Genomic DNA, 23,884 nt, shown 5'->3' on the forward strand with positions numbered 1-23,884 from the left:
ACGGCCGCTCGCAACGCTGCCGAAGCACCGAATGGCTCCGCCATGAGGACACTCCGGCACCCTGCGAGCGACCGCGCCGGACGCCCCGCGCCGATCCAGCGGAGATCCGGACAACAGCTTCTCAACAGGCCCGGCCCCAGCAGGAAGCAGAGACAGTGCTGTGACAGAGGCAAAAGAAGCGATTCTCCTGGTCGGCGGCAAGGGAACCCGGCTGCGCCCGCTCACGGTGCACACCCCGAAACCCATGGTTCCGGCAGCAGGCGTCCCCTTCCTCACGCACCAGCTGGCGCGTGCCCGGGCCGCCGGGGTCGAGCACATCGTCCTCGCGACGTCGTACCTGGCGGAGGTCTTCGAGCCGTACTTCGGTGACGGCTCGTCGCTCGGCCTCCACATCGAGTACGTCACCGAACGTGAACCGCTCGGCACCGGCGGCGCCATCCGCAACGTCGCCCGGCGGCTCACCTCGGGTCCGGACGAACCGGTCCTCATCTTCAACGGAGACATCCTCACCGGCCTCGACATCCGCGCGCTGGTCACCTCGCACGCCGACTCCGGAGCGGACGTCTCCCTCCACCTGACCCGGGTCGACGACCCGCGCGCCTTCGGCCTCGTGCCGACGGACGACACCGGCCGGGTCACCGCGTTCCTGGAGAAACCGCAGACGCCCGAGGAGATCGTCACCGACCAGATCAACGCGGGGGCGTACATCTTCCGCCGGTCGGTCATCGACACCATCCCTGCGGGCCGCCCGGTCTCCGTGGAACGCGAGACCTTCCCCGGACTGCTGGCCGACGGCGCGCACCTCCAGGGCATGGTCGACTCCACGTACTGGCTGGATCTCGGTACCCCGCAGGCGTTCATACGCGGCTCCGCCGACCTGGTCCTCGGCCGCGCCCCGTCCCCGGCCGTTCCCGGCCGCTGCGGCGACCGCCTCGTCCTGCCGACCGCCTCCGTCGCACCCGACGCCAAACTCTCCGGCGGTACGGTCATCGGCGCCGACGCCGTCATCGGCGCGGGCGCCAGGATCGACGGCTCCACCGTGCTCGCCGGCGCGGTCGTCGAACCGGGCGCCGTGATCACGGACTCCATGGTCGGAGCGGGTGCCAGGATCGGCAGCCGTACGGTGCTGGCGGGTGCGGTCGTCGGAGACGGGGCCAAGGTCGGTGCCGACAACGAACTGCGCGACGGCGTCCGCATCTGGTGCGGGGCACACCTGCCCGCCGCGTCGGTGAGGTTCTCCTCGGACGAATGACCGGACCGGCCACTCCCTCGTGGACTCACCGAGTGGCCGGAAACAGCCGTACCCTCGACAGGCACCCCCGACTACCGAGGACCTCATCCGTGGCAGGACGATTCGCTCCCCGCAGCGCCCCGCGCGTGGCCGTCCCGCACCAGCAGGCGACGCCCGTACCGGCGCCGCTCACCCGCGCCTGGACCCCACCGGGCCCTCTCGACCTGCGGCTCGTCCTCGGCCCGCTGCGCCGCGGCCCCGCCGACCCCACGTTCCGGATGTCCGCGGACGGCTCGGTCCGCCGGGCCAGCCGCACCCCCGCGGGCCCCGGCACGCTCCACGTCGTGGCCCGGGACGGCCGGATCGAAGCCGCGGCCTGGGGGCCCGGCGCGGCCTGGCTGCTGGACCAGCTGCCGACCCTGCTCGGCGAGACGGACGACCCGGCGGCCTTCGCCCCGCGACACCGCCTGCTCGCCATGACCCACCACCGTCGCCCGGGCCTTCGGCTGCTGCGCACCGGCCTGGTGATGGAGTCCCTGATCCCGTCGGTCCTGGAGCAGAAGGTCACCACGGACGAGGCGTACCGCGCCTGGCGGCTGTTGGTCCGTACGTACGGAGAGCCGGCGCCGGGCCCGCAGGAGTACGGCCTCTACGTCATGCCGGACGCCCGGACCTGGTCGCTGATCCCGTCCTGGGAGTGGCACCGCGCCGGCGTGGACAGCAAGCGCTCGGCGACGATCCTGCGCGCGGTCCGGGTGGCCCGCCGCATGGAGGAGGCGGCCGTCATGGAGCTGCCCGAGGCCATGGCCCGCCTCCAGGCGATCCCCGGCATCGGCCCGTGGACGGCCGCGGAGACCCTGCAACGGGCGAACGGCGCGGCGGACGCGGTGACGGTCGGCGACCTCCACCTGCCCGGAATCGTCGGCCACGCGCTGGCCGGCAACCGGAACGCCGACGACGCGGAGATGCTGTCCCTGCTGGCCCCGTACGAGGGCCAACGCCACCGGGCCACCCGCCTGATCATGCTCTCGGACAACACCCCGTCCCGCCGCGCCCCCCGCATGCAGCCACGCAACATCGCCCGTCTGTAGGAAGCCGTCCGGGCTCTTCGCTGACCAGGGCGCCAAGCCAAGCCGGCCCGGCTTCTTCACGGATCAGGGCGGCCCCATCAGCCTTCCCGGCTCCCTCTTCGGATCAGGGCGGCCAGATCAAGCCCGTCCGGCGATTGAGGACCGGGGTCCGGGGCGCCGAAACCACCCCGCACCGGTCACCGCCTCACCGCACAGCGACAAAAGCCTCCGCGGCCCGTACCCCCCGCGCCGAAGGCGACACCGCGGCCCGCCCCACAGCCACCGCCCCCAACGGGTCCCACGACGGAGGCAGGTCCAGGACCTCCCTCACGACATCCCGGCAGAACATCGTCGAGGACACCCACGCCGAGCCGAGCCCCTCGCCTGCCAGCGCCACCAGGAAGTTCTGGATCCCGGCGCCCGCGGCGACCACGAACATCTCGCGCTCCGCCGCGTCCCGCCGCGCGTCCCCGTACGTGTGGGAGCCGTCCATCACCATGCACGGCACCACCAGGTACGGCGCCCGGCGCAGCACATCGCCCCGCCGCACCCGCTTGGCGATCGACTCCTCGTTCTTGCCGTCACGCCGCAGATCCGCGATCCACGCGTCCCGCATCGCGTCCAGCAGCCAGGTCCGCGACTCCGGCGACTCCAGCAGGACGAACCGCCAGGGCGTCGTGTGGTGGGGCGCCGGGGCCGTCACCGCCGCGGCCACGGCACGCCGCACCGCCCCCGGATCCACCGGCTCGTCGGTGAACTCGCGGACCGTGCGCCGCTGGGTGACCGCCTCCCGTACCGCCTCGGACGTCCCCAGCCGGAACATGTCGTCGGCCGCCACCCGCACCATCGCGCGGGCCCCGGCGGCGTCGTCCGGGTCCAGTACGTGGCCCAGCCCCCGCACGACCGCGACGGGCAACCCGTCGGCCTTGCCCTTGACCAGGTCACCGGCCGAGGCCAGCTCGTCCGCGGTGGCGACCACGGTCGCGCTCAGCGGATTGCCGTACGCGTCACTGCCGCCCCGCAGATCGTCCAGCACCCGCACTCCGGCCGCGCCGATCGCGACATCGGTCAGCCCGTTGCGCCACGGCCGCCCGAAGGTGTCCGTGACGACGACTCCGACATCGACCCCGAGGGTGTCCCGCAGCCCCTCCCTGATCGTCCGCGCCGAGGCGTCCGGGTCCTCGGGGAGCAGCAGGACCGTTCCGGCGGGGGTGTTCGACGCGTCGACTCCGGCGGCGGCCATGACCAGGCCCTGCCGGTTCTCCACGATGCGCAGCGTGCCGCGCCGCGCCACCACCCGTACCGTCTCGGCGTCGATCGCCGCCTCCCGGTCGGCGGCCTCGACGATCCGGCCCTCCGCCTTGGAGACGATCTTCGAGGTGACGAGCAGGACGTCACCGTCGGCCAGTGCGGGCTCGGTGGCGGCGATCAGCTTCGCGAGGTCGTCCCCGGCCCGCACCTCGGGCATGCCGGGCAGCGCCCACACCCGGTACGAGGGGGCGGAGTCCGGGGCGGCGGCGCTCATGCGCGGACCTCCTCGGCCAGGGCCAGCGCCTGCCGCGCCATCTCGGCCGTGGCGGCGACGTCGGTCATCATCAGCGGTACCGAGCGGCAGCGGATGCCCGCGGACTCCACCTCGTCCACGGCCCCCGCGTCCACGGTGTCGACGAGCCATCCGTCGAGCAGCCCCGAACCGTAGTGCTGGGCGACCGCCGCGGCCGTCGACTCGACGCCCACCGCGGCGAGGACCTTGTCCGCCATCCCGCGCACCGGTGCGTCCCCGACGATGGGGGAGAGGCCGACGACCGGCACCCCGGCCTCGGCGATGGCCTCCCGGATCCCGGGCACGGCGAGGATGGTCCCTACGGACACCACAGGGTTCGACGGCGGGAAGAGGATGACGTCGGCCCCGGCGATCGCCTCCAGGACGCCCGGTGCCGGCTTGGCCTGTTCGGCGCCGACGGGCACGATCGCCTGCGCGGGGACGGAGGCGCGCAGTTTCACCCAGTACTCCTGGAAGTGGATGGCCCTGCTCTCGCCGTCGACGTCGACCGCCACATGCGTCTCGATCCGGTCGTCGGACATCGGCAGCAGCCGGACCCCCGGCTTCCAGCGCGCACAGAGCGCCTCGGTGACGGCGCTCAGCGGATAGCCCGCGCCGAGCATCTGCGTACGGACGATGTGGGTGGCGAAGTCACGGTCGCCGAGCCCGAACCACTCGGGGCCGACGCCGTATGCCGCGAGTTCCTCCTTGACGTGGAAACTCTCGTCGGTACGGCCCCAGCCCTGTTCCTCGTTGATGCCACCGCCGAGGGTGTACATCACGGTGTCGAGGTCGGGGCAGACCTTGAGGCCGAACAGATGGATGTCGTCACCGGTGTTGCCGATCACCGTGATGTCCGCGTCGGGCGCGGCCTCCTTGAGGCCACGCAGAAAACGAGCACCACCGATACCGCCGGCCAGAACCACAATGCGCATGCAATCAGTCTGTCAGGCGGAGCCTGATCCTTGTCGGGGTGGTGGCGGGTGACGGGTGGGACTGTCAGGCGGAGCCTGATCCTTGTCGGGGTGGTGGCGGGTGACGGGTGGGACTGTCAGGCGGAGCCTGATCCTTGTCGGGGTGGTGGCGGGTGTCAGACCGTGGCGGGGACCGCGGCGCACTGCGCGGTGTGCATCGGCATGTCGGTCAGGCCCGGGTAGTAGACGTGCAGGCTGACGGCCGGTTCGAGGGAGTCGTTGACCACTTCGTGGATGTAGCCGGGGGCGAAGACGCGCTGCGCGCCGGCGTCGAGAGTCCGCTGGCCGCGGTCCGTGCGCTCGGTCAGTTCGCCGTCCAGCACGGTGAGTACGCCGGAGGACGGGCCGTGGTCGTGGAGGCCGCTGCCCTGGCCGGGGACCCAGCTGAGCAGCCAGACCTCGTAGCCGGGTCCGGTGCGGAGCCGGTGGTACCAGCGGGTGGTGGTGTCGTACCGGACGAGCGGGGCCCATTGGGAGCGGTCGTTGGCGATGGTGCGGGCGAGCCCGACGAACTCGGCCACCGTGGCGGGGTGCTCGGGGGCGGGGCGCAGGAGGTGCTGGACCTCGAGGAGGTCTCCGGCGATCTGGAGGTCGCTGTCGCTGTTCATGGGTGCGGTGGTTCCTCGGCAGGGATGCAGGTGGTGCAGTGCGGATGCTGGGGTGTCGCAGGACCTGGGGACCGGTGACCGCGGAACTTCGAAGCCGCGTGGGGAGGGCCCGGGGTCCGGGATGAGCTGTGTCGAGCTGGAGCGCGAGGGCTTCAACAGCTGAGACAGCTGGAACAGCAACAGCGGGCCTGGACAGCGCTGCGGAACCCACGGATGTGGGTGGCGCGCGTGTCTGAGGTCGCTGGCATGACATCAAGGAGAACCGGAGAACCTTCGACTGTCAACCCAATGCCCGATTTAGGGCTGATGTTTCACCTCATCCGGTTACTCCATGCGGAGAAAGGTTTATGCAGCCCCCGCGCCGGAGACATGGCGCAACAACCGCAGCGGCAAACGTGATCGGGCCCCTGTGACCCGAATGTGATCTTGGTCGCTTCGGTGATCGAATCGCAACGTCTCCACCCTCATGGGAGTTCTTGCCTGTGGAGGCTCGGAGCGTGGCGAAGCCTATGGCATATGTCAGGTTTTTGGTGATTTGCACACTTTACGCATAGGCTTGGTTCCGCAGAGTGAATACCGGGCCCAATAGCAGATCTGAGCTTGACCGGACCGGAGCTACACACTTGTAATTTCACTCGTGTCGTTCGGCCGATTCGATAACGGCCGCATCACGGGACGCAAGAGACAGACGAGGGGCGCACATGACCGAGCTGTTCCAGCAACTGCTGGTCGAGGACGCGGACGAGGAACTCGGCTGGCAGGAGCGCGCACTGTGCGCCCAGACCGATCCCGAGTCCTTCTTCCCCGAGAAGGGCGGATCCACCCGCGAGGCCAAGAAGGTCTGTCTCGCTTGTGAAGTCCGGTCCGAATGCCTTGAGTACGCCCTTTCCAAGGACGAGCGATTCGGTATCTGGGGCGGTCTTTCCGAGCGGGAGCGACGGCGCCTCAAGAAGGCCGCGGTCTGACCCGGCCCCTACGGAACGCCCGGCCGCGAAGGCAGGCCACAAGAAGCCGGCCCCCGAGGAGCGGACCCTCCCCGGACCGGCGCCGTCCATGGCCCGCCGCCTGCACCCTGCCCGCAGGCGGCGGGCCATTGTCGTGCCCCTGGCCTCCGCGCCCGCCCGCCCGGGGCGCTGCGCCGCCCTGCCGGACCGGTGCGCCGGCCGCCCTCCGCCGCTGTGCCGCGGCCCTGGTTCGGCCGCTCCGCGCCACCCCGGTTATCCGTACCGTTAGTGTGGGGCCCCGTCCGAGACGCGCCAACGACCCGACAGGGCGCGCGTGTACACCGATGCAGCCCCCGGGGGACGTCCCCCGGACCCGGCCGGAGGGCCCGTACCTCGATGTCCGTGCACAGCCAAGCAACGGCGCCGTACGCGGCCGCCGCCGCCCCAGAGTTCCCCCGGCATGTCGTCACCGCCGTGCTCGTCTCCCACGACGGCGCACGCTGGCTGCCCGACGCGCTCGCCGGGCTGCTCGGGCAGGAACGCCCCGTACAGAACGTCGTCGCCGCCGACACCGGCAGCGCCGACGACTCCGCGCGACTGGTCACCGAGGCGCTCGGCGCCGACCGCGTCCTGCACCTCGCGCGGCGTACGAGCTTCGGCACCGCCGTCGACGAGGCGAGCCGCACCGCCGGGGTCCTCACCCCGGACGACCTGCCGTACCTGAAGCGCCCCAGCGGCTGGGACCCCGTCACCAGGTCCTGGCGCGACGACGCCTACGACCTGCCGGACCTGCCGCACGGCGAACCGGTGCAGTGGCTCTGGCTGCTCCACGACGACTGCGCCCCCGAGCCCGACGCCCTCGCCGAGATGCTGCGCGTCGTCGACAACGACCAGCACGCCGCGATCGTCGGTCCCAAGCTCCGTGGCTGGTACGACCGCAGGCAGCTCCTCGAAGTCGGCGTCTCGATCGCCAACAGCGGACGTCGCTGGACCGGACTGGACCGGCGCGAGCAGGACCAGGGCCAGCACGACCAGATCCGTACCGTCCTGTCCGTCTCGACCGCGGGCATGCTGATCCGGCGGGACGTCTGGGAGGAGCTCGGCGGCTTCGACCGCAGGCTGCCCCTGATGCGTGACGACGTCGACCTGTGCTGGCGCGCGCACATGGCAGGACACCGGGTGCTCGTCGCCCCCGACGCCGTCCTGCGGCACGCCGAGGCATCCGCCCGCGAACGCCGCCCCATCGACTGCGCCGGCCGCTCGGTCTCCAGCCCGCACCGCGTCGACAAGGCCGGCGCCGTCTACACCATGCTCGTCAACGCCCCCGGCAAACGGCTGCCCTGGGTGCTGCTCCGGCTCCTGCTCGGCACGCTGCTGCGTACACTCGCCTACCTCGTCGGCAAGGTGCCGGGCCAGGCACTCGACGAAGTCACCGGCCTCCTCGGCACCCTGCTGCGCCCCGGCCGGATCCTCGCCGCCCGGCGCGACCGCGGCAAGGGCGTCATCGACCCGGCCGAACTGCGCGGGCTCTTCCCCGCCCCCGGCGCCACCGTCCGCGCGACCGTCGAACAGGTCGCCGGGAACTTCGGCGGCGGCGCGGAGGCCGAATCCGGCGGATCGCGGCACGGCGCCGTCGAGTCCGGCCCGGGCGGCGACGACGCCGACTTCCTGGAGATCGACCAGTTCGCCAGGCTGAAGCGCGTCGGGCGCAAGCCGGGCCCGGTTCTCTTCGCCCTCCTGCTCCTGGTCTCCCTCATCGCCTGCCGCAGCCTCCTCGGCGGCGGCGCACTGGCCGGCGGCGTCCTGTTGCCCGCGCCCGGAGACGTCTCCGACCTGTGGAGCCGCTACGCGGACGGATGGCACACCGTCGGCACCGGCGGCACCCAGAGCGCGCCGCCCTACCTGGCCGTCATCTCGGCCCTGTCCGCGCTGTTCCTCGGCTCCACCGGCTTCGCGCTCACCCTGCTGCTGGTCTGCTCCGTCCCGCTCGCCGGACTCACCGCGTACTTCGTCTCCCGCCCGCTGCTCCCCTCGCGGCTACTGCGGGCCTGGGCCAGCGTCGCGTACGCCTTCCTGCCGGCCGCGACCGGCGCCCTGGCGACCGGCCGCCTCGGCACCGCCGTCCTCGCCGTCCTGCTTCCGCTGATCGCCCGCACGGCCGTGTCCGCGCACGGCCTGCGGAGCGGCGGCGAGAGCCGCGGCAGCTGGCGGGCCACCTGGGCGTACACCCTGCTCCTCACCCTCGCGATGGCCTTCACCCCCATCGTCTGGCCGCTCGCGGTGGTGCTCGGCATCGGCGTGCTGGCACTGCGCCGCAACGACATCACGGCCTACGGCCTCCGCTTCCTCGCCGCGGTCGGAACCCCGCTGCTGATCCTCGCGCCCTGGTCGCTCACGCTCCTGACGAGCCCGTCGTCCTTCCTGGACGAAGCGGGACTCGAGGGCGGTTCGGGCACGGCCTCCGCGCTGGACCTCCTCGGGATCAGCCCCGGCGGGCCCAAGGCGGCCGGCGGCGTCCTGCTCCTCGGCATCGTGCTCGCGGCGCTGGCCGCGCTGCTGCGCGGGGAGCGGCAGTTCGCCGTACGCAGTGCCTGGGCCGTGGCCCTCGTGGCCCTGGTCTTCGCCGGTGTGGCCAACGGCTCCGCCTGGGCGGGCCCGGCCACCCTGGTCTACGGTGCCGCACTCATCGCAGCCGCCCTGGTGGGCGCGGACGGTGCCCGGGTCCGGGTGGCCGAGCTCAGCTTCGGCTGGCGCCAGCCGGTCGCCGTCCTGATCGCGCTGGCGGCCGGGGTGGCCCCCGTGCTGGCCGCCGCGGGCTGGATGATCGGTGGCGCGGCGGGCCCCCTGGAGCGCCGCGACCCGGTGCAGGTGCCCGCGTTCGTCGCCGAGGAGAGCGGTACGCGCGACCAGCCGCGCACCCTGGTGCTCGGCGGCACCTCACCCAGTTCCGTCGCCTACACCCTGGTACGCGGCTCCGGCGCGCGCCTGGGCGACGCCGAACTGGCGGCGGCGGGCGGGGGCAACAGCCACCTCGACAAGGTCGTCGCCAACCTGGTCGCGGGCTCCGGCGCCGACCAGGGCAGCCAGCTCCGCGGCTTCGCCATCCGTTACGTCCTCGTCCGGGACGGGGCGCCGAAGCAGATGAGCCGGGTCCTCGACGCGACCCCGGGCCTCAGCCGCCTCAGCCAGCTGGACGGCAGCGCTCTCTGGCGGGTGGACCGACAGGTCGCCCGGATCATGATCGTCCCGGCGGCCGCCGGTGACGAGCAGCTCCCGGTGGGGTCGCAGCCCGTCGACGCCCACACCAGGATCGAGCCGGGCGCAGCGGGCCGCGTGCTGCGCATCGCCGACGCCGCCGACCCCGGCTGGCAGGCCACGCTCGACGGCCGGCCGCTGACCCGCAAGACCGTCGACGGCTGGGCACAGGGCTTCGAGCTCCCCACCGAGGGCGGCACGCTGGACCTCACGTACGAGACGCCCTTCACGCACTCCGTGTGGATCTGGGTCCAGGCCCTGCTCACCGTGGTCCTGCTGGTCCTGGCCCTGCCGGGACGCCGCCGGGAGATCGACGACGACCTGCCCGAGGAGGACGTGGCCGTCCCCGCCGAGCCGGTCGCCGGTGAGGGGCGCCGGGCCCGCAGGCTGCGCGCGGCCGCGCTCGCGGAGGGCGAGGGCGGCGAGAGCTTCGATGCCGGTGAGCCCATGGCCGCCGAGGAGGGGGCGGAACCCGCCTTCCCGCAGCAGACCGGCCGGCCCACCGCGCCGGAACCGCTCGGCACCGACGACGGCCAGGACGTCTTCGTACCGCAGCAGGCCGACGGCGACACCGGTGAGTACGCGGCCGTGCCGCAGCAGCAGTACGGGGAATGGGACGCCCAGCAGTACCAGGGCACCGGCTATCCGCAGTACCAGGACGGCCAGTACGGTGCCGTGCCGCAGCAGCAGCCCGACGGCTCCGCCGGCTACGACCCGTACGGCTATCCGCAGCAGCAGGGCGAGTACGCCCCGTACGGCCAGGACCAGTACGGCAACGCCCCGCAGGACGACAGCGGGCAGTACGACACCGGCGGCCGGTACGACGCCGGCGGCCAGTACGGCAACGCCCCGTACGACCCCGGCCAGTACGACGCCGGCCAGTACGGCGCGGGTCAGTACCCAGCCCAGGGCGCCTACGGCGAACAGAGCGCGTACGACCCGCAGAACCCCGACGAGAACCCTGACGGGGACCCCGCCCCGGGCCAGAACCCGTGGCCGACCCGTAACGCATCGCGAGGCGAGTCCGAGTGAAGTCCACCAGCCTGTCCCTCATCGCCGGGGCCGTCGCCCTCGCCGCCGTCACCGGATTCGCCGCGGTCACCGCGCCGGACGGCGGGGGCACGACGACGGCCGGGCCGGCCGTCCGGCTGCCCGTCGAACGCTCCAGCCTGCTCTGCCCGGCCCCCGGCCTGTCCGACCTGGCGGAGACGGCGTACACCTCCTTCACCCCGGCCGTGAAGGGCGGTGGCACGCCGGCAGGTACGGCGGAACTCCTGTCCACGGCCGCCAAGGACGCCGTCAAGGACACCGGGAAGAGCAAGGACAAGAAGACCGGTAAGGCGGATCCGGACAAGCCGGTCGTCCTCCTCAAGGAGCCCGGCAAGCCGGCCACCGCCGAGGTGTCCGGCGCGGACGCCCCCGCCCTGGTCGGCACCGCCACGGGCCGGCTGGCCCCCGGCTGGACCGCCCAGCAGACGACCACCGTCGAGGCGGGCGACTCCCGCGGGCTGCTCGGGGTGAGCTGTACCGCACCCGACACCGAGTTCTGGTTCCCGGCGGCGAGCACGGCGAAGTCCCGTGAGGACTACGTGCACCTCACCAACCCGGACGACACCGCCGCCGTCGCCGACATCGAGCTCTACGGTCCGGACGGCACGCTCAAGTCCGATGTGGGCGAGGGCATCACGGTGCCCGCCCGGTCCGGTGTCCGCGTCCTCATCTCGACACTGACCAGCAAGGCCGAGGACGACGTGACCGTCCACGTCACCACCCGGACCGGCCGTGTCGGGGCGGTCGTCCGGACCGCGGACAGCAGGACCGGCAGCGACTGGCTCCCCGCCTCCACCGAGCCGGCGAGCACCCTGGTCCTGCCCGGCATCCCGGCGGACGCGACCTCGGTGCGGCTGGTGGCCTTCGCTCCCGGTGAGGACGACGCCGACCTCGAGGTGAAGCTCCTCGGCAAGACGGGTGCGGTCTCACCGGTGGGACACGAGGAACTGCACGTCAAGTCGCAGATGACGGCCGGCGTCGACCTCAAGGACCTGACCAGGGGCGAAGCGGGCTCGCTGCTCCTGAGCCCCGCCGAGAAGGGCAGGGCCACCCCGGTGGTGGCCGCCCTGCGGGTCGTCCGCGGCAAGGGCGACAACCAGGAGGTCGGCTACATCCCCGCCACGGGCCCGGTGGGCGCGCAGGCGACCGCCGCCGACAACAGGGCGAAGGGTTCGGTCCTCTCGCTCACCGCCCCCGGCGCCGCGGGCACGGTGAAGGTCACGGCGTCCGCGGGCAGCAAGGGCGGCACCCCGGTCAGCAAGACCTACCAGGTCGCCGCCGGCACGACGGTCGCGGTCACCCCGCCCGTACCGGCGGGGCTCAAGGGGACGTACGCGCTGACCGTCGAGACGCAGTCGGGCGGCCCGGTCCACGCCGCGCGCACGCTGATGGTCCCGATGGACGGCATCCCGATGTTCACGGTGCAGACGCTGCCGGACGACCGCGGGACGGTCGAGGTACCGGCCGCCGAGCAGGACCTGTCGGTCCTGGACGACTGACGGCGCCGCACGAGCGAACCGCGGGGGCGGGCCGTGCAAGCGGTCCGCCCCCGCCGGTACGCGGCCGCCTACTCCTGCCCGTACCGGGGATCGACCGACTCGGGCGAGAGGCCGAGCAGCTCCGCGACCTGCTCGACCACGACCTCGTGCACCAGCAGCGCTCGCTCGTCCCGATTCTTGGTGCGGATCTCCACGGGACGCCGGTAGATGACGATCTGCGCGGGGCGCTCCTTCTCCGCGGACAACGCGCTCCCCAGCGGCACGGTCTCCTCCACGGTCGCCGGTACGTCCAGGACCACGAAGTCGACCTCGGCCAGCTGCGGCCAGCGCCGCTCCAGCCGCTCCACCGAGTCCTGCACCAGATCGCGGAAACTGTCCGCCCTGCTGGCCGAGAGCGGCACCTGGGGAGGGGCGACGGGGCCGCGCATGCCACGGCCGTGTCGGTCTCGGCGCCGCGGTCGGGGCTCGGACGGGTGGGGCGGTACGGGACTGTCCATCACTGACGCAGCGTAACCCTCCGGCGGGTGAGCGGACCGAAGCTGACCGGCAGGGACCCGGCCTGTCCTTTCCTGACCGATCCGGCCATGGGATGACCCGTTTCAGGCCCCGCTCGTGATCGCTGGTTTCCGGCCGCGTGACAGGTTTTTCGCCCGGCGGTGTCCGGATTCGTTGCCGTCATGACCCGCACCCCTCTCCTCCCGTGCAGGTCAGGGGAGTTGCCCGGGAAGGGCCTGTGCCCGAGGTCACAGGGCGACACGGTGGGGTGAGCCGGGGGAGAGTCGTCGCAGCCCGCTCAAGAGTGCGGTACCGTCCAACATCGTGAGCCCTGTACGTCGCTGTTCGCGCACCGCGTGCGGCCGCCCTGCCGTCGCGACACTGACGTACGTCTATGCCGACTCGACTGCGGTCCTCGGCCCGCTCGCCACCTACGCCGAGCCCCACTGCTACGACCTCTGTGCCGAGCACAGCGAGCGCTTGACCGCGCCCCGGGGCTGGGAGGTCGTCCGGCTCTCCGACCCCTCCGCACCCACCCGCCCCAGCGGTGACGACCTCGAAGCGCTGGCCAATGCCGTACGGGAAGCCGCGCGTCCGCAGGACCGCGCGGAGGGCACCAGGAACGGCGGCCCACGCACCGCCGACCCGATGGAGGTCGGACGCAGGGGCCACCTCCGGGTGCTGCGCTCACCCGACTCCTGAGAGGCTGCCGCCCGGGGCGTGGGGCGCTTGGGACCGCCGGGTAGTTTGGCGGTCCGAAGAAACCTCAGGAGGACCGGCCCGTGACTGCAGACCTGTCGCAGCTCGTGAAGGCGTACGACGTGCGCGGAGTCGTGCCCGACCAGTGGGACGAGGCGCTGGCCGAGCACTTCGGGGCGGCCTTCGTCGAGGTGACGGCCGCGGACGCCGTCGTCGTCGGTCACGACATGCGCCCCACGTCCCCCGCCCTGTCGGGAGCGTTCGCCCGGGGCGCGGCGGCCCGCGGCGCCGATGTCACCATGATCGGTCTCTGCTCGACCGACCAGCTGTACTACGCATCGGGGTCACTGGACCTGCCCGGCGCGATGTTCACCGCCTCGCACAACCCGGCGCAGTACAACGGCATCAAGATGTGCCGGGCCGGCGCGGCCCCCGTGGGCCAGGACACCGGCCTCGCCGAGATCCGCACCCTGGTCGAGAAGTGGTCGGAGACCGGGGCCCCGCCGCCGGCGGCGGCCCCCGGCGCGGTCACCGAACGCGACACGCTCACCGACTATGCCGCCCACCTGCTGTCCCTCGTCGACCTGTCCGCGATCCGCCCCCTGAAGGTGGTCGTGGACGCGGGCAACGGCATGGGCGGCCACACGGTCCCGACGGTCCTCGCGGGACTGCCGCTGGAACTCGTCCCGATGTACTTCGAGCTGGACGGCACCTTCCCGAACCACGAGGCCAATCCGCTCGACCCCGCGAACATCGTCGACCTCCAGGCCCGGGTGGTGGCCGAGGGCGCCGATCTCGGCCTGGCCTTCGACGGCGACGCGGACCGCTGCTTCGTCGTGGACGAGCGGGGCGCCGGCGTCTCCCCGTCGGCGATCACCGCCCTGGTCGCGGCCCGTGAACTGGCCCGCAACGGCGGCCGGGGCACGGTCATCCACAACCTGATCTCCTCCCTCTCGGTCCCGGAGGTCGTACGCGAGCACGGCGGCACCCCGGTCCGTACCCGGGTCGGCCACTCCTTCATCAAGGCGGAGATGGCCGCACACGGCGCGATCTTCGGCGGGGAGCACTCCGCGCACTACTACTTCCGCGACTTCTGGAACGCCGATACGGGCATGCTCGCCGCCCTCCACGTCCTGGCAGCCCTCGGCGGCCAGGAAGAGCCCCTCTCGGCCCTGGTCGCCCAGTACGACCGCTACACGGGCTCGGGCGAGATCAACTCCACGGTCGACGACCAGCAGGCCCGCACCGCGGACGTGAGGGCAGCGTTCGCCACCCGCGAGAACGTGACCACCGACGACCTGGACGGCCTCACGGTCACCTCCCCGGACTGGTGGTTCAACCTCCGCCCCTCCAACACGGAGCCCTTGCTGCGCCTGAACGTCGAGGCGGGCGACGAGGAGACGATGGCGGCGGTGCGCGACGAGGTCCTCTCCGTGATCCGCACCCAGCCCGTCTGACCGAGCTCGCACCCGCACCCGTCAGCCTCGCAGGGCGTTCGAGTCGCGGAGCCCGGTCATGGAAGGGGCGAGTAGGGGATGAGGCCAAGCCACGGGCGCCCCCACAGCCCCGCCCGCACCGGAGCCACAACCGCACCCGCACCCCGCCCGGGCCGGGCCGCGCCCTCGTCCCCCCAGCGGTAGGCTGACCTCGCCCGTTCCACGAGGCGCGAACAAGATCAACCGCACAGCCGGAACACGCACCACCCACGTCACACCAGCCAGCCCGCACGCCCGCCCGAAGGGACCCACCCCATGCCGCTCGAAGCCGGCCTCCTGGAGATCCTGGCCTGCCCGGCCTGTCACTCCCCCCTCGACGACCGGTCGGCGGCCGAGAGCCCCGAACTGATCTGCACGGGCACGGACTGCGGGCTGGCCTATCCGGTGCGGGACGGCATTCCCGTCCTCCTCGTCGACGAGGCCCGCCGCCCCGCGTAATCAGGGCCCCACCCCGCACGGTGATCGGCACGTGATCGGAGGACCGTCCCCATGCTCGACGAGTCGTTGCTCGACGCCCCGGAAGCCCTGGCCCGAGCCGACCGCCGCGGTCTGCTCCGCGGCGCCGCCGAGGCCGGGGCGCGGGTCCGTACCGCCGCCCGCCACGCGACGGAGGCCGGGATCACCGAGCTGAACCCGGAAGGCCGCCCGCGCGCCGTCCTGGTCGCCGGCTCCGGTACCGCCGCGTCCGGCGTCGCCGACCTGATCGGCGCCCTGGCCGGGGCCTCCGCGCCGGTCACACGCATCCACCCGACCGGAGTGGCCCCCGCGGCGGGCGCCATGCGATGGACACTGCCCGGCTGGGCCGGCTCCGTCGACCTGCTCCTCATCGTCACGGCGGACGGGTCCGAACCGGGCCTCGCCCTCCTCGCCGAGCAGGCGTACCGCCGCGGCTGCACCGTCGTGGCCGTGGCGCCGCGGCAGTCGCCCCTGCGTGAAGCGGTCGACGGCGTGCACGGCCTCGTCGTGCCGATGGCCTCCGCCCCGCACGGCGAGTACGACGCAGAGACCTCGGCCGCGGGCCCCGGCACCCTGTGGGCCCTGTTCACCCCGCTGCTCGCGCTGCTCGACCGCGTCGGCCTGGTCACCGCGCCCGCCGAGGCGCTGCAGGGCGTCGCGGACCGCCTGGACCGTACGGCGGAGCGCTGTGGACCGGCGATCGCCACGTACAGCAACCCCGCCAAGACGCTGGCCGCCGAACTCGCGGACAGCCTGCCCCTCGTCTGGACGGAGGGCGACGCCGCGGGGCCCGTCGGGCGCCGGTTCGCCGCGGTCCTGGCCGAGCTCTCCGGCCGTCCGGCGCTGGCGGCCGAACTTCCCGAGGCGCTCCCCGCCCACGGCGGCCTGCTGGCCGGGGCCTTCGCAGCCGGAGCCGACCCCGACGACTTCTTCCGCGACCGGGTCGAGGAGTCCGAACCTCTCCACGCCCGGGTCGTCCTGCTCCGCGACCGGCCCACCGGCGGCCTGAGCGCAGCCCCCGCGGCCCGCGAGCTCGCCCTGGGGCACGACACGGCGATCAGCGAGCTCGAACCGGAGGAGGGCACCAGGCTCGAAGCCCTCGCCGAGCTCCTCGCGGTCACCGACTTCGCCGCCGTCTACCTGGCCCTCGCCTCGGCAGCCCGCGCCTGAACCATGTGACGCCGGCCTGCGCGGGGCAGCCCCACAAAAATTCCGCGTACGGCCGGGGCCCCCACGCAGACCCTGATGACCCACGCATCCCACACAGCACGAGGACGAATTCCATGGACCGGCTCTCCAACACCGTGCGCCCGTACGCCTGGGGCTCCACCACGCTCATCCCGACCCTGCTCGGCGTCACCCCGACCGGTGAGCCGCAGGCGGAGATGTGGATGGGCGCCCACCCCGGAGCCCCTTCCCGGATAACCCGCGCGAATTCCGCGGGCGACGCCACCGCCCCGTCGGCGACCGCCGCCGAACACGCGCTCACCGACGTCATCGCCGCCGACCCGGCCGGAGAGCTCGGTCAGGCCGCCGTCGACAAGTTCGGTCCCCGCCTGCCCTTCCTCCTCAAGCTGCTCGCCGCCGGAGCCCCGCTCTCCCTCCAGGTCCACCCCGACCTCGCCCAGGCACAGCAGGGTTACGCGGACGAGGAGCGCCGGTCCGTACCCATCGACGCCCCGCACCGCACGTACAAGGACGCCAACCACAAGCCCGAACTGATCTGCGCCCTCACCCCCTTCGACGGCCTGTGCGGCTTCCGCCGGCCCGTCGAGGCGGCCGAGGCGATGGAGGGCCTGGGCGTCGACTCCCTCAAGCCGTACGCCGATCTGCTGCGCGCCCACCCGGAGGAGGCCGCACTGCGCGAGGTCCTCACCGCCATCCTCACCGCGGACCCGGCGGAGATGGCCGAGACGGTCGCGGCCACGGCAGCCGCCGCCGAACGGCTCGGCGGCGCCTACGCCCCGTACGCCCGCATCGCCCACCACTTCCCCGGCGACGCCGGGGTCGTCGCGGCCATGCTGCTGAACTACGTACAGCTCCAGCCCGGAGAGGCCCTCTACCTCGGCGCAGGGGTGCCGCACGCCTACCTCGACGGCCTCGGCGTCGAGATCATGGCCAACTCGGACAACGTGCTGCGCTGTGGCCTGACGCCCAAGCACATCGACGTACCCGAACTCCTGCGCATCGTCCGCTTCGAGGCGACCGAACCCGGGGTCCTGCGCCCCGAGGCGTCCCCGTCCGGCGAGGAGCTGTACGAGACACCCGTCGACGAGTTCCGGCTCTCCCGCTTCGACCTCTCACCGGGGGCCGCCCCGGTCGACCTGACAGCGCACACGCCCCAGATCCTGCTCTGCACGGCCGGTACACCCAAGGCCGGCGAGCTGGGACTCGTGCCGGGCGAATCGGTCTTCGTACCGGCGGGCGAGAAGGCCGAAGTGTCCGGAACGGGTACGTTGTTCCGTGCCACTGTGGTGGCCTGACGCACCGTCCGAACCAGCGACTGCAACAATGTGCGGCCGTACCGCGGCCACCGGAGCCGCAGCACCGAGGAAGGGACACCAGGCACCCATGAGTGCGTCAGGCGGAACCAAGGCGATCGTGGCGGCACTCGCCGCCAACCTCGCGATCGCAGTGGCCAAATTCGTGGCGTTCCTGTTCAGTGGCTCGTCATCGATGCTCGCGGAGAGCGTCCACTCGCTGGCCGACTCGGGCAATCAGGGACTACTGCTGCTCGGCGGCAAGAAGGCCCAGCGCGAGGCCACCCCCCAGCACCCGTTCGGGTACGGACGCGAGCGCTACATCTACGCCTTCCTCGTCTCCATCGTCCTGTTCTCGGTCGGTGGCATGTTCGCGGTGTACGAGGGCTACGAGAAGATCAAGCACCCGCACGCGATCGAGGCCTGGTACTGGCCGGTCGGTGTGCTGGTCTTCGCGATCATCGCCGAGAGCTTCTCCTTCCGTACCGCGATCAGGGAGTCCAACGAGACCCGCGGCACGCTCACCTGGACGCAGTTCGTCCGCCGCGCCAAGGCCCCGGAGCTCCCCGTCGTCCTGCTGGAGGACTTCGGCGCGCTCATCGGCCTGGTCCTCGCGCTCGCCGGCGTCGGTCTGGCGCTCGGCACCGGCGACGGCGTGTGGGACGGCATCGGCACCCTCTGCATCGGCATCCTGCTGATCGTCATCGCGATCGTCCTGGCGGCCGAGACCAAGTCCCTGCTGCTCGGCGAGGCCGCCGGCACCGACCAGGTCGAAAAGATCAAGTCCGCGGTCGTCGACGGCCACACCGTCACCGGCATCATCCACATGCGTACGCTCCACCTCGGCCCGGAAGAGCTGCTGGTCGCCGCCAAGATCGCGGTACAGCACGACGACACCGCCACCGAGGTCGCCAACGCCATCAACGCCGCGGAGTCCCGCATCCGCGAAGCGGTGCCGATCGCGCGCGTCATCTACCTGGAGCCGGACATCTACAACGAGGCGGCGGCCGCGGCCGGCGTCAACCCGGCCAAACGGCCGGGCGGAGCCCCGGCCGGACCGACGGCCGACACCCCGGGCGATGCCTCCGACACTCCGGCCGACCCCACGGAATCCGGCCACTGACCGCACCCGATCCGCCGATGAGGCCGCTCCCGGACCACGTGGACTGGGAGCGGCTGGGCCGTTCGGTGTAGATTCGTGGGCAGTGTCAGACGTCGCTGCTGATGGCGGTCGATCGGTCCGTACGCCGGACCGGCCGAGGGAGAGAGGGCCTCCGACGGACTGCGCTGCGAGCCGCTCGGGCATTCGTGTGCCCACCGCGTGCCGCAGAGCCGCCCTACCCACCCTCGACCCATCACGAGGAGCAGCCCGTTATGACGACGGTCGCCAATCGACAGGACTTCAAGGTCGCCGACCTCTCCCTCGCAGCCTTCGGCCGCAAGGAGATCACCCTCGCCGAGCACGAGATGCCCGGCCTGATGTCGATCCGCAAGGAGTACGCCGCCGCGCAGCCGCTGGCCGGCGCCCGCATCACCGGTTCGCTGCACATGACCGTGCAGACGGCCGTGCTGATCGAGACCCTGGTCGCCCTCGGCGCCGAGGTCCGCTGGGCCTCCTGCAACATCTTCTCCACGCAGGACCACGCGGCCGCGGCGATCGCGGTGGGCCCGAACGGCACCCCGGAAGCCCCCGCCGGCGTCCCGGTCTTCGCCTGGAAGGGCGAGTCGCTGGAGGAGTACTGGTGGTGCACGGAGCAGGCGCTGACCTGGCCGAACACCCCCACCGGCGGCCCGAACATGATCCTCGACGACGGTGGTGACGCCACCCTCCTCGTCCACAAGGGCGTGGAGTTCGAGAAGGCCGGATCCGCCCCGGACCCGTCGACTGCGGACAGCGAGGAGTACGCGTACATCCTCACCCTGCTGAACCGCACCCTCGGCGAGTCCCCGCAGAAGTGGACCCAGCTGGCCTCCGAGATCCGTGGTGTCACGGAGGAGACCACGACCGGTGTGCACCGGCTGTACGAGATGCACCGCGACGGCACCCTCCTGTTCCCGGCGATCAACGTCAACGACGCGGTCACCAAGTCGAAGTTCGACAACAAGTACGGCTGCCGCCACTCGCTGATCGACGGCATCAACCGCGCCACCGACGTCCTGATCGGCGGCAAGACCGCCGTCGTCTGCGGCTACGGCGACGTGGGCAAGGGCTGCGCGGAGTCCCTGCGCGGCCAGGGCGCCCGCGTGATCATCACCGAGATCGACCCGATCTGCGCGCTGCAGGCGGCGATGGACGGCTACCAGGTCGCCACCCTCGACGACGTCGTCGAGCAGGCCGACATCTTCGTCACCACGACGGGCAACAAGGACATCATCATGGCCACGGACATGGCCCGGATGAAGCACCAGGCCATCGTCGGGAACATCGGCCACTTCGACAACGAGATCGACATGGCCGGCCTCGCCAAGATCGACGGCATCGTCAAGGACGAGGTCAAGCCGCAGGTCCACACCTGGACGTTCCCCGACGGCAAGGTCCTCATCGTGCTGTCCGAGGGCCGCCTGCTGAACCTGGGCAACGCGACCGGCCACCCGTCGTTCGTGATGTCCAACTCGTTCGCGGACCAGACCCTGGCCCAGATCGAGCTGTTCACCAAGCCCGAGGACTACCCGACCGACGTCTACGTGCTGCCCAAGCACCTCGACGAGAAGGTCGCCCGTCTCCACCTCGCCGCGCTGGGCGTCAAGCTCACGACGCTCCGCCCGGAGCAGGCCGCCTACATCGGCGTCGAGGTCGAGGGCCCGTACAAGTCCGACCACTACCGCTACTGACGCCGTCACCGTCTGCGAAGGCCCGCCGGTGACCAGGCACTCCACCACCGGTCGGTGACGACCGGCCACCGGCGGACCCCGCAGCGTCTGCGGACGCGTGCGCGTCCGCAGCTCCGGTGATTCAGCAGCTACGAACGCAGGCCCCCGCACCCCCGTGCCGGGGGCCTGCGCCGTACCGCACCCGCACAGCCCGAGGAACCCGAAGGACCCCATGCCACGCGGCCGATATTCGCTCCACGATCTCCACGACCACACCCCCCTCGGTGAAGAACACTTCCACTGCGCACCCGGCCCCTCCGGCTGGCGCTACCTCTCCCGGACGACCGCCCCGTCCGGCGATCACCTCGGATCCGTCGACCTCACCCTCGACGAGCTCGGCCGCCCCATCCGTCTCGAACTCCACGCCGCGAGCTGGCAGGTCCGCGGCGCTGCCCTCGAAGGTGTCACCTGGGTGCGCACCGACCCGAGCGGCACCCACGCCACCGAAGGCAATGTCCGCGCCCACGCCTTCAACGGCACGTCCCCCGCATTCCTCATCGCCACCGCCCGGCTGCTGCGTCTCACCCCCGCCTCTCCGCCCACCCGGCTCCGCGTCGTGACCTTCACGGACCCGGTGCTCGCCCCCCTTACCGCCGACCAGTCCTGGGCCCTGGTGAACAGTGAAGCGCACCCCACTGACAACGGACCGCTGACTGTGGAGACGTACCAGGTCAGCGCCCTGGACACCGGCGAGCAGCACACCGTCCACATCGCCGGTGATGTGGTCCTCTCGGCCCCCGGAATCGAGCTCGAAGACCTGGAGTCCCCGCCCTCGGCCCGGTAGGGCCCGACCTGCGGATCAGAAGCGCCGGAGGGCCCGGCGGACGTGACTAGGCAGGCGGGGCGAAACCTCCGGCGGACGGCCGCACCGCGTCCGCCCCCGGAACCACTGCCGTACCGCCCTGCCCGGCAGGCCGGACAGGGGTCACCTGCGGGGCAGCAGGGCGGGGCGCCGGACCCGGATGAGGCGCGGGAGCGGGGTGGGTGAGGGGAACCGCATCAGGTGCTGCGCCGTACGCCCGGCGCGCGTCGCGCGCCTGCCGTTCGTTGACCACGGCGGCCAGGAACGCGGCGGCAGGTACACCCTCCGGCGCCGGAACCCCGGTCCGGGCAGCGAGCTCACCGGCCAGCCGCGCCGACATGTCCTGCCCTACGGCGGCATCCAGCTGGTGCATCCGCGTCAGGTACTGCCGCACTGCAAGCCACAGATCGTCGGGGACCGCCGACAGATCCAGTCCGGCGAACCGCCCGACGAGCCAGGGCGGCGGAGGCGGAACAGCGGCGGCCCGGCCCGCCGGAACCCGTTCCCGCACGACGAGCGTCCCCGCGAAGACATCCCCGAGCCGCCGCCCACGCGCCGAAACCAGAGAGGCGACGGCGGCGACCGCACCGAGCGTCGCGAGGATCTCCACCACACCCATCGCTCCGCGCACCAGCGCATGCCGGAACCGGATGGGCCCGCCGTCGTCCCGGACCACCCGAAGCCCGCACGCGAGCTTGCCCAGCGAACGGCCGTGGCTGAGCGTCTCCACCGCGATGGGCGCTCCCACCAGAACGAGCAGGAACGTCGCGACGGCCACCGCCGCCACCGCCGCCTCGTCGAGCGTCACCGTCGCGATGGCCAATCCGATCGACACCAGGACGAACACCGTCCCCACCACCACGAGATCGATGACGAGAGCCAGGGCACGGCTCGGCAGTTTCGCCGGCCGCAGCCCCAGTACGACCGCGTCCCCGGTCACCAGCTCACTCATTGCCGCCCCACCCCTCGCCGACCATCCCTGCCCCTCGGGCCCACAGTCTGCCAAGCTGACCCGCAACGCGCCGCCGTTGTACAGACCCGTACGCACCCATGCCAGGAGCAGCAGCCGACCATGGACCTCGATGTCTTCGTCAACACCCACCGCATCGAGTGGGACCGTCTGGACCACCTCCTGCACCGCGGACGCAAGCTGACGGGAGCGGAAGCCGACGAACTCGTCGATCTCTACCAGCGCACGGCCACCCACCTCTCCCTGATCCAGTCCAGCACCCCCGACCCGCTGCTCACCGCGCGCCTGACACAGCTGGTGGCCCGGGCCCGCTCCACGGTGACCGGTACCCGCCGCGCCTCCTGGCGCGATGCCGCCCACTTCCTCACGGCCGGGTTTCCCGCAGCGGTCTACCGCTCCAGGCGCTGGTGGATACCCACCGCCGTCCTCTCCGCGCTGCTGGCGGCGCTGATGGGCTGGTGGATCGGTACCCATCCGGAGATCCAGTCGGCCATTGCCGCTCCGGAGGACCTCCGCCGGCTGACCGACCCGGGCGGTGAGTACGAGACGTACTACTCCAGCCACCCGGCGGCCTCGTTCGCCGCCCAGGTCTGGACGAACAACGCGCAGGCCGCAGCCATGTGCCTGGTGCTCGGCGCATTTCTCTGCGTCCCGGTGATCTGGATCCTCTTCGTCAACGTGCTCAACCTCGCGGTGGGCATCGGCCTGATGTCCTCCGCGGGCAGGCTCGACACCTTCCTCGGCCTGATCCTCCCCCACGGGCTGCTGGAACTCACGGCGGTCTTCGTCGCGGCCGGAACCGGCCTCCGCCTGGGCTGGACGGTCATCGATCCCGGCCCGCACACCCGCCGTACAGCCTTGGCGCAACAGGGACGGGCCGCCGTTGGCATGGCCATCGGACTCGCTCTCGTCCTGTTCGTCTCGGGCGTCATCGAAGGCTTCGTCACCCCGTCGGGCCTCCCGACCTGGGCACGCATCGCCATAGGGATCGGCGCCGAGCTGGCCTTCCTCGCCTACGTCTACATCCTGGGCGGCCGGGCTTCCCGAGCCGGCGACGCAGGCGACATCGCGGCAACCGAACGAAGCGCCGAGCTGCCCGTGGCCGCCTGATGTGCGTACGGGCCCGCTGACCTGCTAGTCTCCTCCACGCCCCAAAAGACCGTTGACATGACGGGCTGGGGGAGGTAGATTCAAACGGTTGCCTCGAACTGGACAAGTTCGAGCCCAGCAAGTAGATTTACTCCGCTCTCACCGGAAATTGAATTTCCGCAGAGCCATTTGATTCCCACTCTCCAGAACATGAAGCCGATCATCTCGGCGTTATTGTCTCTGATAAAGTCGAATCAGCCGAAAGGCAAGGCCACTTCAACGGCCACTGGAATTCAAATTCGGACCGGAAACGGCACGGACGCGGTCTGGTAAGGTTGAAACCGCTGGAAAG

19 protein-coding genes are annotated in these 23,884 nt (G+C 72.0%); 14 read left to right on the top strand and 5 right to left on the bottom strand.

Going from position 1 to position 23,884, the window contains the following annotated elements:
- Positions 1–160 precede the first annotated feature (160 nt).
- Complete coding sequence (locus tag ABZ434_RS29470; protein ID WP_359142924.1) at positions 161–1,252, top strand: NDP-sugar synthase; 1,092 nt, start codon at positions 161–163, stop codon at positions 1,250–1,252.
- Between the two features lie 89 nt (positions 1,253–1,341).
- On the top strand, positions 1,342–2,322 hold the full coding sequence (locus ABZ434_RS29475) for a DNA-3-methyladenine glycosylase 2 family protein (RefSeq protein ID WP_359142926.1): 981 nt from the start codon (positions 1,342–1,344) through the stop codon (positions 2,320–2,322).
- A gap of 184 nt (positions 2,323–2,506) precedes the next feature.
- On the opposite strand, the gene ABZ434_RS29480 is transcribed toward ABZ434_RS29475, so the two are convergent.
- The 3 genes from ABZ434_RS29480 to ABZ434_RS29490 all read right to left on the bottom strand — a co-directional run bounded on the left by ABZ434_RS29480 (position 2,507) and on the right by ABZ434_RS29490 (position 5,426).
- Entirely contained in the window at positions 2,507–3,826 is a 1,320-nt protein-coding gene (locus ABZ434_RS29480) for a coenzyme F420-0:L-glutamate ligase (protein ID WP_359142928.1), read from the bottom strand.
- Positions 3,823–4,779 carry a 2-phospho-L-lactate transferase gene (gene cofD, locus ABZ434_RS29485; RefSeq protein ID WP_359142930.1) on the bottom strand — a complete coding sequence of 319 codons (957 nt, stop codon included), beginning with the start codon at positions 4,777–4,779 and terminating at the stop codon, positions 3,823–3,825. The genes ABZ434_RS29480 and cofD overlap by 4 nt, the downstream gene beginning before the upstream one ends.
- Before the next feature lie 155 nt (positions 4,780–4,934).
- Positions 4,935–5,426, bottom strand: coding sequence for a cysteine dioxygenase family protein (locus tag ABZ434_RS29490; RefSeq protein ID WP_359142932.1), 492 nt, complete (start codon positions 5,424–5,426; stop codon positions 4,935–4,937).
- Positions 5,427–6,127: 701 nt separating this feature from the next.
- Between ABZ434_RS29490 and ABZ434_RS29495 the strand changes: the two genes are divergently transcribed.
- From ABZ434_RS29495 to ABZ434_RS29505, 3 genes are all read left to right on the top strand, one after another.
- Entirely contained in the window at positions 6,128–6,391 is a 264-nt protein-coding gene (locus ABZ434_RS29495; protein ID WP_018103995.1) for a WhiB family transcriptional regulator, read from the top strand.
- Positions 6,392–6,766: 375 nt separating this feature from the next.
- Positions 6,767–10,657 carry a glycosyltransferase gene (locus tag ABZ434_RS29500; RefSeq protein ID WP_359142934.1) on the top strand — a complete coding sequence of 1,297 codons (3,891 nt, stop codon included), beginning with the start codon at positions 6,767–6,769 and terminating at the stop codon, positions 10,655–10,657.
- Positions 10,654–12,174, top strand: coding sequence for a DUF5719 family protein (locus ABZ434_RS29505; RefSeq protein ID WP_359142936.1), 1,521 nt, complete (start codon positions 10,654–10,656; stop codon positions 12,172–12,174). Before ABZ434_RS29500 ends, ABZ434_RS29505 begins: the two co-directional genes overlap by 4 nt.
- A 68-nt stretch (positions 12,175–12,242) precedes the next feature.
- Here the strand turns inward: ABZ434_RS29505 and ABZ434_RS29510 are convergent, their stop codons facing one another.
- Positions 12,243–12,671 carry a metallopeptidase family protein gene (locus ABZ434_RS29510; RefSeq protein ID WP_359142938.1) on the bottom strand — a complete coding sequence of 143 codons (429 nt, stop codon included), beginning with the start codon at positions 12,669–12,671 and terminating at the stop codon, positions 12,243–12,245.
- 322 nt (positions 12,672–12,993) lie between these two features.
- Here ABZ434_RS29510 and ABZ434_RS29515 point away from each other — a divergent pair, with 322 nt between their 5' ends.
- The 8 genes from ABZ434_RS29515 (at position 12,994) to ABZ434_RS29550 (ending at position 21,455) form a co-directional block, all read left to right on the top strand.
- Positions 12,994–13,371: a DUF3499 domain-containing protein gene (locus ABZ434_RS29515; RefSeq protein ID WP_359142940.1), complete on the top strand. Its 378-nt coding sequence runs from the start codon at positions 12,994–12,996 to the stop codon at positions 13,369–13,371.
- An 80-nt stretch (positions 13,372–13,451) separates the two neighbouring features.
- Entirely contained in the window at positions 13,452–14,825 is a 1,374-nt protein-coding gene (locus tag ABZ434_RS29520; protein ID WP_359142942.1) for a phosphomannomutase/phosphoglucomutase, read from the top strand.
- Between the two features lie 294 nt (positions 14,826–15,119).
- On the top strand, positions 15,120–15,302 hold the full coding sequence (locus ABZ434_RS29525; RefSeq protein WP_359142944.1) for a Trm112 family protein: 183 nt from the start codon (positions 15,120–15,122) through the stop codon (positions 15,300–15,302).
- 51 nt (positions 15,303–15,353) lie between these two features.
- Positions 15,354–16,490: an SIS domain-containing protein gene (locus ABZ434_RS29530; protein ID WP_359142946.1), complete on the top strand. Its 1,137-nt coding sequence runs from the start codon at positions 15,354–15,356 to the stop codon at positions 16,488–16,490.
- A gap of 113 nt (positions 16,491–16,603) precedes the next feature.
- A complete protein-coding gene (manA, locus tag ABZ434_RS29535; RefSeq protein WP_359142948.1) occupies positions 16,604–17,803 on the top strand; it encodes a mannose-6-phosphate isomerase, class I in 1,200 nt (399 codons plus the stop codon).
- 88 nt (positions 17,804–17,891) lie between these two features.
- Positions 17,892–18,923, top strand: coding sequence for a cation diffusion facilitator family transporter (locus ABZ434_RS29540; RefSeq protein WP_359142950.1), 1,032 nt, complete (start codon positions 17,892–17,894; stop codon positions 18,921–18,923).
- Between the two features lie 251 nt (positions 18,924–19,174).
- Entirely contained in the window at positions 19,175–20,632 is a 1,458-nt protein-coding gene (ahcY, locus tag ABZ434_RS29545) for an adenosylhomocysteinase (protein WP_359142952.1), read from the top strand.
- 211 nt (positions 20,633–20,843) lie between these two features.
- Positions 20,844–21,455, top strand: coding sequence for a hypothetical protein (locus ABZ434_RS29550; protein WP_359142954.1), 612 nt, complete (start codon positions 20,844–20,846; stop codon positions 21,453–21,455).
- A gap of 46 nt (positions 21,456–21,501) precedes the next feature.
- Here ABZ434_RS29550 and ABZ434_RS29555 read toward each other — a convergent pair whose 3' ends face one another.
- Entirely contained in the window at positions 21,502–22,425 is a 924-nt protein-coding gene (locus tag ABZ434_RS29555; RefSeq protein WP_359142956.1) for an RDD family protein, read from the bottom strand.
- Positions 22,426–22,545: 120 nt separating this feature from the next.
- Between ABZ434_RS29555 and ABZ434_RS29560 the strand changes: the two genes are divergently transcribed.
- Positions 22,546–23,553 (top strand): stage II sporulation protein M, encoded by a 1,008-nt coding sequence (locus ABZ434_RS29560; protein WP_359142958.1) that lies wholly within the window; start codon positions 22,546–22,548, stop codon positions 23,551–23,553.
- The last annotated feature ends 331 nt before the right edge of the window (positions 23,554–23,884 follow it).

The organism is Streptomyces sp. NPDC005761, from assembly GCF_040630635.1.
GTDB lineage: Bacteria > Actinomycetota > Actinomycetes > Streptomycetales > Streptomycetaceae > Streptomyces.

What these genes read in the sequence shown, in the direction of transcription:
- manA (WP_359142948.1), top strand. Translation starts at nt 16,604, where the DNA reads ATGGACCGGCTCTCCAACACCGTGCGCCCGTACGCCTGGGGCTCCACC.
- ABZ434_RS29500 (WP_359142934.1), top strand. Translation starts at nt 6,767, where the DNA reads ATGTCCGTGCACAGCCAAGCAACGGCGCCGTACGCGGCCGCCGCCGCC.
- ABZ434_RS29530 (WP_359142946.1), top strand. Translation starts at nt 15,354, where the DNA reads ATGCTCGACGAGTCGTTGCTCGACGCCCCGGAAGCCCTGGCCCGAGCC.
- ABZ434_RS29490 (WP_359142932.1), bottom strand. Translation starts at nt 5,426, where the DNA reads ATGAACAGCGACAGCGACCTCCAGATCGCCGGAGACCTCCTCGAGGTC.
- ahcY (WP_359142952.1), top strand. Translation starts at nt 19,175, where the DNA reads ATGACGACGGTCGCCAATCGACAGGACTTCAAGGTCGCCGACCTCTCC.
- ABZ434_RS29555 (WP_359142956.1), bottom strand. Translation starts at nt 22,425, where the DNA reads ATGAGTGAGCTGGTGACCGGGGACGCGGTCGTACTGGGGCTGCGGCCG.
- ABZ434_RS29560 (WP_359142958.1), top strand. Translation starts at nt 22,546, where the DNA reads ATGGACCTCGATGTCTTCGTCAACACCCACCGCATCGAGTGGGACCGT.
- ABZ434_RS29525 (WP_359142944.1), top strand. Translation starts at nt 15,120, where the DNA reads ATGCCGCTCGAAGCCGGCCTCCTGGAGATCCTGGCCTGCCCGGCCTGT.
- ABZ434_RS29480 (WP_359142928.1), bottom strand. Translation starts at nt 3,826, where the DNA reads ATGAGCGCCGCCGCCCCGGACTCCGCCCCCTCGTACCGGGTGTGGGCG.
- ABZ434_RS29495 (WP_018103995.1), top strand. Translation starts at nt 6,128, where the DNA reads ATGACCGAGCTGTTCCAGCAACTGCTGGTCGAGGACGCGGACGAGGAA.
- cofD (WP_359142930.1), bottom strand. Translation starts at nt 4,779, where the DNA reads ATGCGCATTGTGGTTCTGGCCGGCGGTATCGGTGGTGCTCGTTTTCTG.
- ABZ434_RS29510 (WP_359142938.1), bottom strand. Translation starts at nt 12,671, where the DNA reads ATGGACAGTCCCGTACCGCCCCACCCGTCCGAGCCCCGACCGCGGCGC.
- ABZ434_RS29540 (WP_359142950.1), top strand. Translation starts at nt 17,892, where the DNA reads ATGAGTGCGTCAGGCGGAACCAAGGCGATCGTGGCGGCACTCGCCGCC.
- ABZ434_RS29550 (WP_359142954.1), top strand. Translation starts at nt 20,844, where the DNA reads ATGCCACGCGGCCGATATTCGCTCCACGATCTCCACGACCACACCCCC.